This window comes from Rhodosalinus sp. FB01, from assembly GCF_041365715.1.
Lineage (GTDB): Bacteria > Pseudomonadota > Alphaproteobacteria > Rhodobacterales > Rhodobacteraceae > Rhodosalinus.
In genome coordinates this window covers 16,456-34,483 of sequence record NZ_JBGFSH010000006.1, presented here as the reverse complement: position 1 = coordinate 34,483, position 18,028 = coordinate 16,456, and the positions used below count along the sequence as shown (strand labels likewise).

14 protein-coding genes are annotated in these 18,028 nt (G+C 69.9%); 6 read left to right on the top strand and 8 right to left on the bottom strand.

Annotated features, from left to right (window positions below):
* The first annotated feature begins 72 nt into the window (after window positions 1-72).
* Entirely contained in the window at window positions 73-1,017 is a 945-nt protein-coding gene (locus AB6A65_RS10515; protein WP_371038337.1) for a LysR family transcriptional regulator, read from the top strand.
* 21 nt (window positions 1,018-1,038) lie between these two features.
* Here AB6A65_RS10515 and hflX read toward each other — a convergent pair whose 3' ends face one another.
* From hflX to AB6A65_RS10490, 5 genes are all read right to left on the bottom strand, one after another.
* The gene (gene hflX / locus AB6A65_RS10510; RefSeq protein ID WP_371038336.1) at window positions 1,039-2,313 is read right to left on the bottom strand and encodes a GTPase HflX; all 1,275 of its coding nucleotides are present in this window, start codon (window positions 2,311-2,313) and stop codon (window positions 1,039-1,041) included.
* A 16-nt stretch (window positions 2,314-2,329) separates the two neighbouring features.
* Window positions 2,330-2,569, bottom strand: coding sequence for an RNA chaperone Hfq (gene hfq, locus AB6A65_RS10505; RefSeq protein ID WP_371038335.1), 240 nt, complete (start codon window positions 2,567-2,569; stop codon window positions 2,330-2,332).
* 168 nt (window positions 2,570-2,737) lie between these two features.
* Window positions 2,738-4,252 (bottom strand): TrkH family potassium uptake protein, encoded by a 1,515-nt coding sequence (locus AB6A65_RS10500; protein WP_371038334.1) that lies wholly within the window; start codon window positions 4,250-4,252, stop codon window positions 2,738-2,740.
* A 7-nt stretch (window positions 4,253-4,259) separates the two neighbouring features.
* Entirely contained in the window at window positions 4,260-5,636 is a 1,377-nt protein-coding gene (trkA, locus tag AB6A65_RS10495) for a Trk system potassium transporter TrkA (protein ID WP_371038333.1), read from the bottom strand.
* A 93-nt stretch (window positions 5,637-5,729) separates the two neighbouring features.
* Window positions 5,730-8,150: an FAD-dependent oxidoreductase gene (locus AB6A65_RS10490; RefSeq protein WP_371038332.1), complete on the bottom strand. Its 2,421-nt coding sequence runs from the start codon at window positions 8,148-8,150 to the stop codon at window positions 5,730-5,732.
* A gap of 211 nt (window positions 8,151-8,361) precedes the next feature.
* Between AB6A65_RS10490 and AB6A65_RS10485 the strand changes: the two genes are divergently transcribed.
* Entirely contained in the window at window positions 8,362-10,770 is a 2,409-nt protein-coding gene (locus AB6A65_RS10485; RefSeq protein WP_371038331.1) for an FAD-dependent oxidoreductase, read from the top strand.
* A gap of 56 nt (window positions 10,771-10,826) precedes the next feature.
* Window positions 10,827-11,441 (top strand): NTP transferase domain-containing protein, encoded by a 615-nt coding sequence (locus AB6A65_RS10480; protein WP_371038330.1) that lies wholly within the window; start codon window positions 10,827-10,829, stop codon window positions 11,439-11,441.
* Here AB6A65_RS10480 and AB6A65_RS10475 read toward each other — a convergent pair.
* The 3 genes from AB6A65_RS10475 to AB6A65_RS10465 all read right to left on the bottom strand — a co-directional run bounded on the left by AB6A65_RS10475 (window position 11,414) and on the right by AB6A65_RS10465 (window position 15,896).
* On the bottom strand, window positions 11,414-12,037 hold the full coding sequence (locus AB6A65_RS10475; protein ID WP_371038329.1) for a Hint domain-containing protein: 624 nt from the start codon (window positions 12,035-12,037) through the stop codon (window positions 11,414-11,416). The two genes, AB6A65_RS10480 and AB6A65_RS10475, sit on opposite strands and share 28 nt — an antisense overlap.
* Before the next feature lie 198 nt (window positions 12,038-12,235).
* Entirely contained in the window at window positions 12,236-13,966 is a 1,731-nt protein-coding gene (locus AB6A65_RS10470; protein ID WP_371038328.1) for a Hint domain-containing protein, read from the bottom strand.
* A 688-nt stretch (window positions 13,967-14,654) separates the two neighbouring features.
* Window positions 14,655-15,896 carry a Coenzyme F420 hydrogenase/dehydrogenase, beta subunit C-terminal domain gene (locus tag AB6A65_RS10465; RefSeq protein ID WP_371038327.1) on the bottom strand — a complete coding sequence of 414 codons (1,242 nt, stop codon included), beginning with the start codon at window positions 15,894-15,896 and terminating at the stop codon, window positions 14,655-14,657.
* 165 nt (window positions 15,897-16,061) lie between these two features.
* Between AB6A65_RS10465 and AB6A65_RS10460 the strand changes: the two genes are divergently transcribed.
* The 3 genes from AB6A65_RS10460 (at window position 16,062) to AB6A65_RS10450 (ending at window position 17,940) form a co-directional block, all read left to right on the top strand.
* Window positions 16,062-16,739, top strand: coding sequence for a rhomboid family intramembrane serine protease (locus AB6A65_RS10460; protein ID WP_371038326.1), 678 nt, complete (start codon window positions 16,062-16,064; stop codon window positions 16,737-16,739).
* 140 nt (window positions 16,740-16,879) lie between these two features.
* A complete protein-coding gene (locus AB6A65_RS10455) occupies window positions 16,880-17,362 on the top strand; it encodes a UDP-N-acetylglucosamine--LPS N-acetylglucosamine transferase (protein ID WP_371038325.1) in 483 nt (160 codons plus the stop codon).
* The gene (locus tag AB6A65_RS10450; protein ID WP_371038324.1) at window positions 17,359-17,940 is read left to right on the top strand and encodes a glycosyltransferase; all 582 of its coding nucleotides are present in this window, start codon (window positions 17,359-17,361) and stop codon (window positions 17,938-17,940) included. Before AB6A65_RS10455 ends, AB6A65_RS10450 begins: the two co-directional genes overlap by 4 nt.
* Window positions 17,941-18,028 lie beyond the last annotated feature (88 nt).

The following is an 18,028-nucleotide window of genomic DNA, read 5'->3' as shown; positions in this document are numbered from 1 at the left end:
CCATACGCCGTTGCAGCCGACAAGAAAAATTCCTAAGTTTCAATCCCCACATGAAACGGTTTCATTTCCCGGATGCTGCCCCGTCTCAATCTTCACCATCTCGCCGTGCTGGAAACGCTGGCCGAAACAGGCACGCTCACCGCGACCGCGGCACGGCTCGGCGTGACGCAATCCGCCGTGTCGCACCGCCTGCGAGAGGCCGAGCGACGGCTGGGCGCGCCGCTCACGCGGCGTGGCGCGGGGGGCCGGTTGCACCTCACGCCCGAGGGCGAGCGGCTGAGGGACTTCGCCGCCCGCAGCCTCGGCGAACTCGCCCGCATCGAGCGCGAGATCGCGGCCGAGCGCGCGGGCGACCGTCGGCTCGTCCGGCTCGGCCAGGCGACCTACAGCCGGTATCACTGGCTTCCCGATTTCCTGAGCTTCCTCGCCACGCACGAGCCGGATCTGACCGTGGATCTTTCCGGCCAGGCGACGGCGCGGCCCTTCGCCAGCCTCGCCGAGGGTGCGGTGGACGTCGTCACGGTCTACGGCCGCCCGTCGGCCCTGCCCCGGCTGCGCTGGTATCTGCTGGGCGCGGATCCGCTGGTGGCGGCCATGGCCCCCACGCACCGCCTCGCCGCGGCGGAGATCGTGGACAGCCACGCCGTCGCCGGCGACCGGCTCTTCAGCTACCCGATTTCCGCCGAACCCGGGTTCGAATGGGAAACGCTGATCGGCCGGCCCAACGCGCCGATGCGCAACGTCACGCAGATGCCCACGCCGGAGGCCGTCATCGACCTTCTCCGCGCGGGCTTCGGCGTCGGCCTCTTCAGCCGCTGGGCGGTGGAGCCCGAGGTGAAAGACGGAACGCTCGTCACCCGGCCCGTGGGCGAGGAGGATGTCGCGCTCGACTGGTGGGCCGTGATGCGCGAAAGCGACCCCGAGGATGGACCCGCCGGCCGGCTCGCCCGCGGGCTCTTGCAGTGGTCGGAAGGGTACCGCAACCCGCTGGCGCGGCTCGGTTTCGAGACGGGGTGACCGTGCCGGAACGACCGGGCCTCAGCCCTGACGGTCACGCTCTGCCATGGCGCGGAACTGCGCCGCGTGACGCGGGCTCCAGCGCACGTCGATGTGGTAGCCCTCTTCGTCCTGCGTCTCGCCGGTGACGAGACCCTTGTCGAAAAGCCACGCCCGGCGGCGGCCGTCGTCGAACCCCAGATCCACCCGCTCCGTCCGCCGCTCGCCTTCCAGCGCGCGGGAGATCATCTGCGTCAGCGCCTCGAGCCCCTCGCCCGTCCAGGCCGAGATCATCGCCACGCCCGGTTTCCGCGCCGCCGCGGCGCGCGCGGCGTCCACGGCCGGCGGCGCCATCCGGTCGAGCTTGTTCCAGACCTCGATCTGCGGGGTCGTTTCCACGACGCCCAGATCCTCGAGGATGGTGCGGACATCGCGCGCCTGCTCCTCGGTCTCGGGGTGCGAGATGTCGCGCACATGCACGATGAGATCGGCTTCCAACACCTCTTCGAGCGTGGCGCGGAAGGCCGCGACGAGTTCCGTCGGCAGGTCGGAGATGAATCCCACCGTGTCCGACAGGATCACTTCGGGCCCGTCCGGCAGGCGAATCGCGCGCATGGTGGGATCGAGCGTGGCGAAGAGCATGTCCTTCGCCATCACCTCCGCGCCTGTCAGGCGGTTGAAAAGCGTCGACTTTCCGGCGTTGGTGTAGCCCACCAGCGCAACGATCGGATAGGGCACCTTGGCGCGCGCCGCGCGGTGCAGCGTTCGCGTCTTCACCACCTTGTCGAGCTGGCGGCGCAGACGCACGAGCTGTTCGTCGATGGCGCGGCGGTCGGCCTCGATCTGGGTTTCGCCGGGGCCGCCCACGAAACCGAGGCCGCCGCGCTGACGCTCGAGGTGGGTCCAGGCGCGCACGAGCCGCGTGCGCTGGTAGGAAAGCGCCGCCATCTCGACCTGGAGGACACCCTCCCGCGTCGCGGCGCGGTCGGAGAAGATCTCGAGGATCAGCCCCGTCCGGTCGAGGAGTTTCACCTTCCAGGCACGTTCGAGGTTGCGCTGCTGCACGGGCGTCACCGGCCCGTCGATCAGGACAAGCTCGATGCCGTCCTCCGTGAAGCGCCGGCCAAGCTCCTCGATCTTCCCGGACCCGAAGAGCGTGCCGGGATGGGCCTTGGGTAGCCGCACGATCTCGGCCCACTCGACGTCGAGCCCCGGCAGCGCGGCGGCGAGCGCCACGGCCTCTTCCAGCGCGTGGACGGGCTCGCGGCGCACAGGCTCCGTACGGATATCCGGATGAAGCACCGCGGCCGGGGTCATCCCGCTTTGCGAGGTGTCAGCTATTTTCGTCGCCGTCGTAAAGGTTGATGGGCTGGGCCGGCATCACCGTGGAAATCGCGTGCTTGTAGACGAGCTGCGATTGCCCGTCGCGGCGCAGGAGCACGCAGAAATTGTCGAACCAGGTGATCACGCCCTGAAGCTTCACGCCGTTTATCAGGAAGACCGTCACCGGAACCTTGGTCTTGCGCACATGGTTGAGAAAGGCGTCCTGAAGATTTTGTCGGTCCGATGCCATGAATTCTTGCCCTGTTTTCTTTCGGTCTTTTGCTCTGTTGCCGTTCCATCGGGCCACGCGCAACCGCCCCGCGAGGCCCGGGCGCACTTTCCCGGCCGGAGTATGTCTTGCATGACCCGGAGTTTCCAGCCCCAATCCGGGCGAGCGCCGCCGCCAGCCGCGGCGCGCTCACCGTCGCCAGAGTTCCGGCGTGATCAGGGCGATGATGGCAAGCATCTCGAAACGGCCGAGCACCATGGCCGCGCAGAAGACGAGCTTGGCCGCCCCCGGCAGCATGGCGAGCGAGATGGGCGTCTCGAGCGCGGAGGTGACGAGCGGCCCGGTGGTCGAAAGCGCCGCGATGGTCAGCACCAGCGCCTCCTCGAAACCGGAGCCGAGCGCGGCGAACACGACCGTCACGAGCGCGAGGCTCAGCGCGAAGAGCATGAAGAAGATCCACGCCACGAAGGCCCCGCGGCGCCGCAGCCGTCGGGAGAAGACGCTCGCACGACCGACCGAGGAGGGATGAACAAGCCTTTCCACCTCGCGCATCCCGTTGAGATAGAGCGCGTAGACCCGCAGAAGCTTGACCCCGCCCGCCGTGGTGGCCACGCCGCCCCCCACGAGCGCGAGCCCGAGCAGGATGAGTCCGGTCGTCTCCAGCCCCGACCAGTTCTGCGCGGCGTCCCAGTCCGCGCTCATGAAGCCGGTGGTGGTCAGATACGACAACACGGTGAAGATCGCGCCCCAGAGCGCCCGCAGCACGGCGCCGAGGTTTTCCTCCTCGCCGAAATCGAAGGCCCCGAGCCAGTGTCGCAGGAACAGAACGAGGGGCACGCCCAGTACGATCAGAAGCCCGAGGCGGAATTCCGGATCGTTGTGCAGCCCGGTCCGCTGCGTCGCGATCGTGTCGCTGGAAAAGGTGAGCCGCGACAGGGCGAAAAACAGGAACAGGAAGATCACCATCTCGCCGCCGCGCCCCGCGCCCGAGACCTCGAGCCCCCCGGTCGCGGAGATCCCCGAGGTGGACATCACCGACATGGCGTGCACCAGCGCGGGCAGCGTCGTTTCGCCCATGATCATCAGCATCACCCAGAGCGCGCCGGTCAGCCCGACATAGACGGGCGCGAGCGCCGCGGTGGCCCGCGCAAGCCGCGTCGCGGGCGCGGCGGCATGCATCTGGGGCTGGCGGCCCTCGCCCTGCCCCGGCTCGGCCGAGGCGGTCACCTCGAAGCCGCCGAGGTTCAGCGGCGCGAGGATCGACGCGGCGGCCACCCAGATCAGGAGGCCGCCCAGCCAGCCGACCTGCGCGCGCCACAGATGCAGTGCGGGCACCAGCCGGCCGGGATCCTCGAAAAGCGTGGCGCCCGTCGTCGTCAGGCAGGATACCATCTCGACATAGGCGTTGAGGAAGGACGTGGTCCGCACCGCCTCGTGGAAGGGGATCGCCATCGCGGCGGGCAGCAGCGTGAACACGCCGAGCAGCGACAGCAGCTGTCGCAGCGTGTCGCGCTCGGGCGGGCGACCCCAGCGCGCCACGGCCACGAGCGTCACCAGGATGAGCCCGAGCGTGCCGGCATAGAAAAAGGTGCGCGCGACGTGGTGATCGCCGTCCACCCGCGCCACCCCCGCGGGAAGGTACATCGACAGGGCGACGACGCCGGTCAGCAGCAGAAGAAGCGGAAGACGGTAGAGCCTGCCCATCGCCGGCTCAGAAGAAATCGATCGAGACCTGGAGCAGGCGCTCCACCTCGGGCACGTCGCCGGCGAGCGCGAAGAACAGGACCACGTCGCCATCCTCTATGCGCAGCCCGCCGGTGGGCTTGAGAACCTCGCCGTTCTTCTTGACCGCGCCGACGAGGACGCCCTCGGGAAAGTCGATGTCGCGGATCCGCTGTCCCGCGAGGGGCGAGGTCGACAGAACCTCCGCCTCGATCACCTCGGCCTCGGCGTCGCCGATGGAATACACGCCGCGCACCCGCCCGTGCCGGATATGGCGCAGGATCGAACTGACCGTGGTGGCGCGCGGGTTGATGTAAGCGTCCACGCCCAGCGTGCCCATCAGCGGCTCGAGGGTCGGGTCGTTGACCAGCGCGATGCCCATCGGGCAGCCCAGCGACTTCGCGCGCACCGCGGCGAGCATGTTGGTCTTGTCGTCGTCGGTCACGCAAAGAACCGCGTCGGCGCGTTCGATGTTGGCCTCTTGCAGAAGCGCCACGTCGAGACCGTCGCCGTAAAGCACGATGGTGCGTTCGAGCGCGTCCGCCGCGCGTTCCGCCTGGGCGCGGTCGCGCTCGATCACCTTCAGGCGGATGCGCTGGGCGCGTGCCTCGAGCGCGCGGGCGACCGTCAGCCCGACATTGCCGCCGCCGATCAGCACGACGCGCTCGGTGCGCTTGTGATCCTTGCCGAAGATCTCGAGCGTGCGGCCCACGTCCTTGGCATGGGCGACGATATAGGCCTGATCGCCCGGAAAGAGCTGGTCGCCGGGCTCGGGCGCGAAGAGCGTGCCCTCCCGGCGCACGCCCACGACGACGGCGCGCAGCGTGGAGAAGAGGTCGGTCAACTGCCGCAGCGGCGTGTTGACGACCGGGCAGGCCTCACCGATGCGCAGCCCCAGAAGCTGCGCGTCGCCGTCGAGGAAGGTCTCAGTGTCGAAGGTCGACGGCGCCGACAGGCGCTGCAGCGCGGCCTCGGCCACCTCGCGCTCGGGGCTGATGACCACGTCGATCGGCATGTGGTCGCGCCGGTAGAGGTCGGAATAGATCGCCGTCATGTAGGACTGGGCCCGCAGCCGAGCGATCTTGCGCGGGACGGAAAAGACCGAATGCGCCACCTGGCAGGTCACCATGTTGACCTCGTCGGAATGGGTGGCGGCGATGATCATGTCCGCGTCGCGCGCGCCGGCGCGCTCCAGGATGTCGGGGTAGGAGGCGAAGCCCGCAATGCCCTGCACGTCGAGCGAGTCCGTCGCGCGGCGCACCAACTCCGGGTTGTTGTCCACCACCGTGACGTCGTTGCGTTCCCCCGAAAGGTGGCGCGCGATCTGCCAGCCGACCTGCCCCGCACCGCAGATGATGACCTTCATGTGGAGCGGGCTCCCCTGCTTCCGGAAGCCTCTGCTTGGCAGAAGCCCCGCCCGGGGTCAATCTCGCCCCGGTCGCGGCGCGGTCCCCGGGACTCAGGCCCTCAGCCGCGCGCCCTGCGGATCGAACGGGGCCTGCGGCAGCACGCGGGCCGGGTGCGGCCGGCCAAGCAGCATCACCTCCACCTCCGCGCCCGGGGCCACGCCGTCGAGGAAGCCCAGGGCGAGCGAGCGCCCGACCGCGTAGCCGTAGGCGCCCGAGGTCACGCGGCCCGCGCCGCGGCCTTCGTGAAAGACCGGCTCGCCGCCCGTGGCGTCAGCCCGCGAGGCCTCTGCGGCGGCGTGGTCGATCTCGATCAGGCGAAGCGCCTCGCGGGCCGGGCGGCCCATCGTCTCGGCGGCGGCGTCGCGGTTGAGGAATGGTTTGTCGAGCTTCACGAGCCGTTCCAGCCCGACCTCCTGGGGCCAGTATTCCGGGCTGTATTCGCGCCCCCAGGAGCCGTAGCCCTTCTCGATGCGCAGCGACATGAGCGCGCGCGAGCCGACGGGCGCGGCGCCCAGCGCGCGCCCCTCCTCGAGGAGCGCCTCGTAGAGGCGGAGCTGGTCGTCCTCGCGGCAGTGCAGCTCCCAGCCGAGATCGCCGGTGAAGGAGACCCGCAGCGCCGTCACCTCGACGCCCGCGACCTCGATCCGCTTCGAGCGCAGGAAGGGAAAGTCCGGCGTGGCGAGCGAGGCGCCTGTGAGGTTTTGAAGAAGCGCGCGGCTTTCCGGCCCCGCGACGTTGAAGCCGCAATGGCTGTCGGTACGGGACTCGAAGACGGTGCCCGCCGGCAGCGGCACCTCGCGGAAGAAGCGGCTGTGGTAACGCTCGGCGAGCCCAGAGCCGATGATCCAGTATTCCTCCGGCGCGAGGCAGGTCACCGTGAAGTCGCCCGCGATCCCGCCGCGCTTCCCGATCAGCGGCGCAAGGCAGGAGCGACCGGGCTCCGCGGGAATGCGGTTGGCGAAGACCGCCTCGCACCAGTCATGGGCGCCGGGTCCGGCGACGCGGTACTTGGCGAAATTCGAGATGTCGATGATGCCGGCGCGCTCGCGGAGCGCGCGGGCCTCCTCGCCCACCGGCGCCCACCAGTTCTGCCGCGTGAAGCCCAGCGTGTCCTCGGTGCCCGGCGCGTCCGCGAACCAGAGCGGATGCTCCCAGCCGTAGTTCAGCCCGAAGACCGCGCCCATCGCCTTCTGCGTGTCGTAGACGGGGCGCGTGCGCACCGGACGGCCGGCCGCGCGTTCCTCGTTCGGGAAATGGATCGCGAAGCGGTGGGCGTACTGGTCGCGCACCCGCGCCCTGGTGAAGGCGGGCCCCGCCCAGGCACCGAAGCGCGCCACGTCCCAGGCGAAGAGGTCGTGGCGCATCTCGCCCTCGGTGATCCACTGCGCGGCCATCAGCCCCATGCCCCCCGACTGCGAGAAGCCGGGGATGATGCCGTTGGCGCAGAAGTAGTTCGACAGCTCCGGCACCGGCCCGAACAGCACGTTCGCGTCCGGCGACCAGATCATCGGCCCGTTGATCACGCGCTTGATCCCCGCCTCGCCCACGGCGGGCACCCGCTCGATCGCGCGCATCATGTTCTCCTCGATGCGCTCGAGGTCGTCGGCAAAGAGCTCGTGGCCGAAGCCCCCCGGCGTGCCCTCCTCGGCCCAGAGCCGGACGTCGCGCTCGTAGGCACCCACGAGAAGCCCCTGCCCTTCCTGGCGGAGGTAGTATTCCCCGTCCCGGTCCGCGACCGAGGGCAGGCGGCGGTCCATCGCGGCGATCTCGGGGATCGTCTCGGTGACGAAATACTGGTGCTCGGTGGGCTGGAGCGGAAGCTCGATGCCGGCCATGCGCGCCACCTCGCGGCCCCAGAGCCCGGCCGCGTTCACCACCCAGTCCGCGCGGATGTCGCCCTTCTCCGTCCGAACAAGCCAGGTGCCGTCGGGCATCTGCTCGGTCGCGGTGACGGGGGCGAAGCGGTGGATCTCGGCGCCCCGCGCCCGCGCGCCCGCGGCGTAGGCGGCGGTGACGCCCGAGGGATCCACGTTGCCGCCGTCGGGTTCGCACATGATGCAGCGCACACCGTCGAAATCGACGAGCGGGTGCAGCCGCTCGGCCTCGTCGCGGCCGATTTCGTGAAAATTCATGCCGTAGAGGCGGGCCTTGGCCGCCTGCAGGCGGAGCTGGTGCTCGCGCGCCTCCGTCTGGGCGAGGTAGAGCGAGCCGGGCTGGAACACCCCGCAGCCCTGCCCCGTCTCCTGTTCCAGTTCGCGGTAGAGCTGCATCGTGTAGTGCTGGATGCGGCTTATGTTGGTGTTGTCGTGCAGCCCGTGGATGTTCGCGGCGGCGTGCCAGGTGGAACCCGAGGTGAGCTCGTCGCGCTCCAGCAGCACGACGTCCGTCCACCCCGCCCTGGCGAGGTGGTAGAGGATGGAGCATCCGATGACGCCGCCGCCGATCACGACGGCCTGGGCATGGGTTCTCATGAGGCCTGTTCCTTCGCGGTTTCGGCCAGACTGCACCGCGCCGACCCGCGCGGATCGCCGGAACCCGACATTCGATGTCGCCATGGGCCTTCGCGCAAGCGGCCCCAGCCCCCGGCGCCGCACCTCATCCGCGACATTCCGTGTCGCAGCCGGGCTTGCCATCCGGCCCGCAGCTTCAGAGGGTGGCGCAAAGCCAACGCGGAGGATCCCCATGAAGACCACCACCCGTGTCGCCGTGATCGGCGGCGGCGTCGTCGGCTGCAGCGTGCTCTATCACCTGACCAAGCTCGGCTGGAGCGACGTGATGCTGATCGAGCGGTCCGACCTCACCTCGGGGTCCACCTGGCACGCGGCGGGGGGGTTTCACACCCTCAACGGGGACACCAACATGGCCGCGCTGCAAGGCTACACCATCCGGCTCTACAAGGAGCTGGAGGAAATCACCGGCATGTCCTGCGGGCTGCACCACGTGGGCGGCGTGACGCTGGCCGACGACCGCGACCGCTTCGACATGCTGCTCGCCGAGCGCGCGAAGCACCGATACATGGGCCTCGACACCCATATCGTCGGGCCCGACGAGATCCGGAAGATCGCGCCCATCACCAATCTCGAGGGAATCATCGGCGCGCTCTACGACCCGCTCGACGGACATCTCGACCCCTCGGGCACCACCCACGCCTACGCCAAGGCCGCGCGGATGGCCGGCGCCGAGATCGTCACCCACTGCATGGTGCGCGAGACCAACCAGCGCGCCGACGGCAGCTGGGACGTGGTGACCGACAAGGGCACGATCCATGCCGAGCACCTCGTGAACGCCGCCGGCCTCTGGGCGCGCGAGGTGGGCGCGATGGCGGGCGTCTATTTCCCGCTGCACCCGATGGAGCACCAGTACATCGTCACCGACGAGGTACCCGAGATCTACGAGCGCGACGAGGAGCATCCCCATGTCATGGACCCGGCGGGCGAAAGCTATCTTCGCCAGGAGGGGCGCGGCCTTTGCATCGGCTTCTACGAGCAGCAGGCAAAGCCCTGGGCCGTGGACGGGACGCCCTGGGATTTCGGCCACGAGCTGCTGCCCGACGATCTGGACAAGATCGAGGAGTCGATCGCCTTCGCCTATCGCCGCTTCCCCGTGCTGGAGCGCGCGGGCGTCAAGTCGGTGATCCATGGCCCCTTCACCTTCGCCCCCGACGGCAACCCGCTGGTGGGCCCGGTGCCGGGGATGCGCAACTACTGGTCCGCCTGCGGCGTGATGGCCGGCTTCAGCCAGGGCGGCGGCGTGGGGCTGATGCTCGCCCAGTGGATGATCGAGGGCGAGTGCGAGCGCGACACCTTCGCCATGGACTGCGCCCGCTTCGGCGACTGGATCACGCCCGGCTACACGCGCCCCAAGGGCGTCGAGAATTACCAGAAACGCTTTTCCGTCTCCTACCCGAACGAGGAGCTGCCGGTCGCGCGGCCTTTCCGCCAGACGCCGATGTACGACATCTTCGATCGCATGGGCGCGGTCTGGGGCCACCAGTACGGGCTCGAGGTGGCGAACTACTTCGCCGAGGAAGGCGAGCCGCGCTGGGAAACCCCGAGCTTCCGCCGCTCCAACGCCTGGGACGCCACCCGGCGCGAGGTGAAGACCGTCCGCGAGGCCGTCGGCATCAACGAGGTCCACAACTTCGGCAAGTATCTCGTGACGGGGCCGAACGCGCGCGCCTGGCTCGACCGGATCATGGCCGGGCGCATCCCGAAACCCGGTCGGCTCTCGCTCACACCGATGCTCTCGCCCTGCGGGCGGCTCTGGGGCGACTTCACGGTCTCCTGCCTCAACGAGGAGAGCTTCCAGCTGACCGCGAGCTACGGCGCGCAGGCCTTCCACATGCGCTGGTTCCAGATGAACGAGACGGAGGGCGTGCGGATCGAGAACGTCTCGGACCGGCTGAACGGCTTCCAGATCGCGGGGCCGTTGGCGCGCGACGTGCTGGCCGCCTGCACGCGCAGCGACATCGCGGACATGGCGTTCCTTGACGTGCGTCGGCTCACCGTCGGCATGGCCGATTGCCTGGTACAGCGCGTGAGCTATACCGGCGATCTCGGCTACGAGATCTACTGCGACCCGATGGAGCAGCGCGCGCTCTGGTCGGCGCTTCAGGAGGCCGGGCAGCCCCACGGCATGAAACCCTTCGGGATGCGCGCGATGATGTCGCTCCGCCTCGACCGGTTTTTCGGCTCCTGGGGATCGGAGTTCTCGCCCGATTACACCGCCGCCGAAACCGGGCTCGATCGCTTCATCGCGTTCCGGAAGAACGCGGATTTCATCGGCCGCGCCGCTGCCGAGGCCGAGCGCGCGGAGGGCGCGACCCGGACGCTCCGCCCCTTCGAGGTGGACACGCTCGACGCCGACGTCCACGCCTACGAGCCGATCTGGATCGGCGGCGAGGTCCGGGGCTTCTGCACCTCCGGAGGCTATTCGCACCACGCGGACAAGGCCGTGGCCCTGGGGCTGATCCCCACCGAGGCTGCCGCGCCCGGCCTCGAGGTCGAGATCGAGATCCTGGGCGAGATGCGGCCGGCGCGGATGCTGGAAGACGCGCTCTTCGATCCCGATGGCGCGCGGCTGCGGGGCTGAGACCCCGCGCAGGGTTCGGGCCGGGAATTGGGGTGTCTGCCTTCGATGGAACGCGGATGACACAGGGCCTCGCGATCCTGATCCCGGCCGCGGGGGCGTCGTCCCGCATGCGCGGGCGCGACAAGCTGATCGAGGAGGTGGAGGGCCGGCCGCTGCTCGCGCTTCTCGCCGGGCGCGCGCGCGCCGTGACGGACACCGTGATCGTCACCCTGCCGGAGCCGCCCGGCGCGCGCGGGGCGGCGCTCGCCGCGCTCGACGTGACCTGCGTTGCCCTGCCCGAGGCCCGGCAGGGCATGGCCGCCTCCCTGCGCGCGGGCGTCGCGGCGCTGCCGCCCGGCATTCGCGGGCTGATGATCCTGCCCGCGGACATGCCCGAGATCCGGCAGGAGGACATGCAGCGGCTGGCGGACGCGTTCGCGAAGGCCCCTGAGGCGATCTGGCAGGGCACGGCCGAAGACGGCACGCCGGGCCATCCCGTGCTTTTTCCCGCCGACTGCCTGCCCGCGATCGCGGCCGTGACCGGGGATACCGGTGCACGCGCGGTGTTGCGCGCGCAGGCGCACCGCTTGCGCCGCCTGGCGCTGCCGGGCCGGCGCGCGCTCACCGACCTCGACACGCCGGAGGACTGGGCGCGATGGCGCGCTCAGCGCGCGGCGGACAGGACCGACTGAGCGCCCGGCGCCGGGGTCGATGGCCTCGCCCAGCCGCGCAGCGTCACGAGTTCGGGGTAGAGGCGCAGAAGTTCCTGGCGCATCGGGTTCGACGGGTCGCCCAGCGCCTCGTCGTCGACGCGCGCGGCCTCGAGCCAGACGCCATCGGCATTGATGGACTGCGTGCCGACGAACATCGGATGGATGTAGGTCGTGTCCCGCGCCGGTTCCTGCTCCACCCCTTCGAAACAGGTCAGGTGGATCGCCGCCATCGGAACCTCGCGCTGCCCGACCCAGCTGAGCGTGCGCGCGTCCGCGAAGGCGACCCGCGTTTGCGGCGACACGACGAGATCACGCTCCGGCAGGCCCGGCCCGAACGCCCCCGCCCGGATCCGGACCGGGCGCAGTTCGGGGGTTCCCGCCAGCCGGTCGCGCGACAGAAGCCGCCGCCCGAGCCACACGATCTTGCGCGGCCCCGCGTCGCGGGTCAGAAGCTCCACGCCGACGGAGAGACGTTCCAGCGCCTCGCCACCGCGCGACGTGGCGACGAAACCACCGGTGTCGCGGCATTCCGGCGCGATCTCGCCGGTCTCGGTGAAGGTGATGGCGAACGGCATGATCTCAACTCCATTTACGCGGCCCCGAAGGACCAGACACGATACGTCCCCCGGCCGGACCTGTCCGGCCACGGGGAAGGATGGGGCGCCGGCCGTTTGCCGGCCGGCGCCGGGCGGGCCCTTCCGTTTCGGGAAAGGTGCCGCCCGCGGGATGGTCCCCCGGCAGACCCCGGAGCCGGTGCCGGCCCCGGCCGCAAGTCAGTCCTGCAGCAGCCGCGCCTCGTGCTTCTTCAGCGTGCGGCGCGCCGCCCGGAAATCGCCATCTGCGCTATTTGTCGCAAGCTCCGGGAAAAGTTCGAGGATTTCGTTACGCTGGGCGTTTCCAATGCCCTTCAAAGTGTAATCGCCGGGCTGGAAGCTTTCCGTCCACGCCCCGTTCGACAGCACCACCTCGTGGTGCTCGAACATGAAGTGCAGGTAGGTCACCCCCAGCGTTCCGACCTCCTGCACCCCGGAGAGCCCGGTCAGATGCTTGGCCGCGGCCAGCACCTCCCGCTCGTCGAAGTAGAGGGTGGTCTTGTCGTTGGCGACGAGAACCCGGTGGTTCGGGCTGACCAGGAGGTCACGCTCCGGCAGCCCGTTGCCGAGCGCGCCCGCCTCGATGAGAATCGGCCTCAGATGCGGCATCCGGGCAATCTGGTGCCCGGTCAGCGTCTGTGTGCCGATCCAGGCGATTTCCTGGATGCCGTTGTCGCGGGTGATGACGCGGTCGCCCGCCTTCAGATCCTCGACCAGCCGTTCGCCGCGCGGGGTCGCGATGACCGTGCCCGGCGTGAAGCACGGAATCACCTTCTCGATGTTCCAGAACTTCGCGCTGCCGGCCACGGCACCGTCCCCGTCGAGGAATTCCACCCGTCCGTCGAGGCCGTTGCCGTCCTTGTCGGGCCGGGTGTCCACCACCCGCAGCGGACCCGCGCCCGTCAGGTCGAGCGTGTCGAAATCGTCTCCGCCGAAGCCGCCGAATATCTTGTCGCCATCGGTGATGTCGCGGAACACGTCCCGGCCGTGACCGCCGGACAGGATATCGGCCCCGCTGCCGCCTGAAAGCGTATCGTCGCCGGCGCCGCCGAAAAGCAGATCGTGCCCGCTTTCCCCGTGAAGCACGTCGTCGCCGCGTCCGCCCACGACGATGTCGTTCCCCTCGCCCGCCAGGACCGTATCGTCACCCGCGCGGGCTTTCACGATGTCGTCGTCGGGCCCGAGGAAGGGAAACTTGTTGTCGCCCCCGTCGATTACGTCGCCGTGACGGTCGCCGGTGTAGGCGACGTCGATCAGATCGTCCCCCTTGGTGCCCTCCACGAAGCCGTTGGCGTTCGCGCATGGCGGCAGGGTCGAGAAATGCATGTCGCTCAGCGTGATGCCTTGCGCGCCGCCCGTGCCGTCGGCGTCGTCGATCTCGATGCGGGCGACCGGCCCCGGGATTTCCACCAGCGTGGAGGCGGATGCCGGGCCCGCCCCGCCATCATCCTGCGCCCCGGTCAGCAGACCGCCGGACCGCAGCACGCCCGCGCCGGGCGTGACGGTCACCGGAACGGCCTTGCCCGTGGCGTCGAAGGCGCGCACGCTGGCCAGCTCTGCCTGAGATCCCGGCAGCCCGCCCCGACCGTCATCGGCCGCGATGCGGAAGCACACGTTCTCGACCTCGGGCCCGAAGGCCGGGCCGGTGGCGGTGAAATCGAAAGTGGCGATGGCCCCACCCGCCGTGTGTTCGGACCCCGGGTGGCCAGACAGCGCGACGCATGAGCCCCGGTCGAAGGCGTCTCCATGCGCGGGACCGAATGCCTTCGATCCGGCTTCCGCCGGTGCGGTCGCGGGGGCACGGCCAAAGCCGATCTGGACGGCGACACCGTCGAGGTCGACCGACTTCGTTTCCCCGGAAGCCTCCGCGGCCGGTCCAAGCGATGTCCAACTCAATACGCGTTCGGGCATTGCCCGTCACCTTTCCCTCTCGACCCATCCTTAGGATGGACGTCGCTCGCCCTGCTTTCCTGTCCGCGCCCGGGTCGCAACGCAGCGCGCTGACGGCCTTCGGGCGTTCCATGTCACGCGCCGCTCGCAGGGCATGCCCGGGCAACGCGACCCTCGCAAGGCGACTGTAGAAGGCGCAGCCCAGATCCCAAACGCAAAAACGGCAAGAAAGGGGTCACGGAATGGCTTACTCGCCATGATTTTCGCGGTCGCGCCCCCTGGCAACAGGACCGCATTGTTTCCCCCACGGTATACGAAGAGCCTCCCGACCCATCATAATTTCCGTTTCGTCGGGTAATCACGGGCCGGGCCGACCGATGCGTTCGGGTATACTGCAAAGATTGGTTCTGATTAGTGAACAATCGGAAAACCGGAATGTGGCGGAACATGGGCAACGCGCGCGCCCGCCACTGTTTGCGCGGGCCCATCAATTGCCCGGTGCGCGCGCCATTGGCCACAGCGGCCGCGGCGTCCGCGCGAATCGATCCCGAGGCTTCCGTCCTGCAGGCTGGAACGACCGCCGCGATCACACGCCAGCTGCATGGAAGCTCCGCGACTCATGCGCCGGCAAGGCCGCGCAGGCCTCTTCCACGCCGCGTCCGGGCGGAGCGGTCCGCGGCGCGTGGCTGTCCCGGACGCAGCGAAGGTTTTACGGCGCGCGGCCGCGAAGGATCCGCCGCGCCATCCCGGCGAAGTTCTTCACGAACGCCCGCGGAGCGGCTTGTCGCGCCGCGGCCCCGAGGCGCAATCCCCGGTAGCGCGGCACGGGCTTGCCGAAAAGCCGAAGCGCCGCGAGACGCGCCAGAAGCACGGTGCGGCGATTGAACTGGCCGGGCTGCATCCGCGCCAGCGCGCGCGGGTCGAAAGCGGTGGTTTCCAGCCGGCCCGCGGCCTCGGCAGCCGCGAGAAGGCGTTGCCCGGTCTTCGTGCGCGCGACCACGAGGCTGACGCCGTCGCGCTCCTCGAAGACGGGATAGCCTTTCTCGTCGCACTGCCATGCGTCCGCGCAGACGATGTCCGCGGCCTTGCCCGTGCCGTCCGCACAGATCTTGCAGCGGTGCTGGACGTGGCGGCTGAGGATCCCGCCCCAGCTTTCCGCATAGCTCATCGAGCGGCTGACGCCATCGGCCCGCGTCGCGGTGGCCTGGCCGGGCCAGCCCCGTCCACGGTACCGGAAGGCCGTGATCCCGGACGGGTCGAGACCGAGCGCACGAACCACCTCCTCGGCACCGGTTTGCGACGGCACGCCGGCGCAGAAGAAGGAAAGGACCACGGGAAAGGTTTCCGCGATGCGCGGATCCTGCCGCGACAGCGCCCGCAGCGCCGCCACGTCACAGGGCTTGCCGACGAAAGCGAAACGGCGCCCGGTTCCGAGAGACGCGCCGAGGCCCGCCAGCGGCGCGGAGGGCGCATAGCGCGAGCCTGCGGCCCCACAAATTTCCGAAACCTTGGTGGAGACCGCCGGGGTGTTGGCGTAGGGGGGCGCTTCGGCCGCCCGCGTCTGGATCACGCCGTCGACCTCTCCTTCCGCCAGCAGATGCACGAGAAGGGCGGAAAGCGCACCGCCCGAGGACGCGTCGAAGCGAAGTCCGGGATCGGTCGAATGCCCCGCGCGCATCTCCAGGTAGGGCCCCCACAGCGCGTGATCCCGCCGCTCGCCGGCGTCCACCGTCTGGCCGAGCCCGGGACAGACCTGCGAGATCAGCCGCTCCTCTGTCTCGGTCAGAGCCCCGGACTGGCGCGGGCGCAAGAACCCCGGCGGCTCCATCTTCATGCTGACGCGCTCGGGCGCGATCATCGCGCACGCGCCACACCCGGCGCAGAGGTTGCCGCGCGCGACACGGGCCAGCGACGGCGACGGGGCTTCGGTTCTGGCGCGGCTCTCGGTCATTCGGTCTCGATCCCTCGGGGTCATGCAATCCTGGGCCCGCTTACCTTTCGCATCCGCCGTCCTGCCCGGTCCAGCCCGCAGATGGGTGCGGGACCCGGTGCGGCCGGCAAGGGGCGCGGCGCGGCGCCTCTTGTCAACCCTGCCGTCAGCCTGCAGGAGACGGTCATGAGGCCCTTTGGAACGAGACATTCGGGACCCGGCGCCCGCCGGCGCGTCGGTCTGCCCGGCGCCGTCCTCGCGCTGGTCGCGATCAACCTGCTCGTCGAGGCCTGTCTCGCGGGCGCGGATGCCGGATGGTGGGGCAGTCCGGCCTGGCGCACGCTCGCCTACCACAACGGCGCTTTCTGGGGCGGCCTTCTGGACAACTGGCGCCCGAACTACCCGCTGCAGCCCGCGACGATGTTCGCGACCTACGCGTTCCTCCACGCCGGCCTCGGACATCTGGCCGGAAACATGCTGGTGCTCCTCATCCTCGGCGGCATCGTGGCGCGCCGCGCCGGTCAGGGCGGCTTCGTGGTCATCTACCTCGCATCGGCGGTCCTGGGCGGCGCGGCCTTCGCGGTCCTGAGCGACAGCCCGCAACCGATGGTGGGCGCATCGGGGGCGCTTTTCGGGCTCGCCGGCGCCTGGAAGGCGTGGGAACTGGACGAGCTGCGCGCCGCGGGTCTCAGCCGCTGGCCGGTCTGGCGCGACATCGCCGCGCTCGCAGCCCTCAACGTGATCTTCTGGTATCTTCTGGGCGGCGTGCTGGCGTGGCAGACGCATCTGGGCGGATTTCTCGGCGGGGCTCTGGTCTCGACGATCATCGGGCCGCGGCACATCCGGCCCTGCCCCGGCGATTGACCCGGCGGCCCGGACCGGCCCGCGCCGTCCTTGGCAGTTTCCTGTTTACGCCACAGAGTCTCCGCGCAAAGGTCAGGAAGGCGGGATAGCCCTCAGCCGATGGATGCGAGCCTCGAGCAGCCGACGGAGCCCGAAACGCGATGAAGAGACCGATCCGCATCATGGCCGTCGCCTCCGCCGGGGGCCACTGGATGCAACTCTTGCGGCTGCAGCCGGCCTGGGACGGCTGCGAGGTCACGTTCGTCAGCACCGATCCCGGTTTGCGGTCGGAGGCGGAAAGCGCCGCGGCCGCCCGTGGCCAGGCCAGGCCGGGGTTCGTCGTCGTGCAGGAGGCGAACCGCTGGCAGAAGGCCCGTCTCGTCCTGAGCCTGCTGCAAACCGCGCTCGCGGTGCTGCGCCTGCGGCCCGACGTGGTGATCACGACCGGCGCGGCGCCGGGTTTCTTCGCGGTGCGGCTCGGCGGGCTGATGGGCGCGCGGACCGCCTGGGTCGACAGCATGGCGAATGCCGAGAAACTGTCCCTGTCCGGCAAGAAGGCCGGACCGCACGCCGACCTGTGGCTCACGCAGTGGCCGCATCTCGCGTCGCCCGACGGCCCGGATTACAAGGGGTCCGTGATTTGATCTTCTTCACCGTCGGCACGCAGCTTCCCTTCGACCGCCTGACCCGGGCGGTGGACGAATGGTGCGCGGAGACCTCCGCCGACCTGCCGGTTTTCGGGCAGGTCGGCTGCCTGGGACCGAACAGCTACCGCCCCGCCTCCTTCACCTTCGAGGAGCGGATCACGCCGCAGGAGTTCGTGGCGAAGGCGAAACAGGCGACCGTGATCGTCAGCCACGCGGGCATGGGCACGATCATCACGTCCCTGACCCTCTCCAAACCGCTCGTCGTGCTCGCGCGGCGCGCGCAATACGGCGAGCAGAGGAACGATCATCAGGTCGCGACCGTGCGGCATCTGGGCCAGCGCAGCGGCCTGACCATCGCCGCGAGCGAAGCGGATATCCCGAAGATCCTCGACCGGCTCGTCGCACAGGATCGCCAGGACGCCGCGGCCGACGCCCTGCCGACCTACGCCGACGAACGCCTCATCGCGTCGCTGCGCGACTTCATCCACGACGGGCATCGGGGCGCGCGCGAGACCCGCGCCTCCGACGCGGCACCGCCCGCCCGGTCCGGTCACGCCCGACGCCAGCGGTCCTGATAGGGGCGCGGCGGGCGCGCGGCAGCCTGCGGCATTCCCGGCCCTTGCGTCCGGGCATGGTCTTCGGCCAGCTTCGTGACGGTGGGAG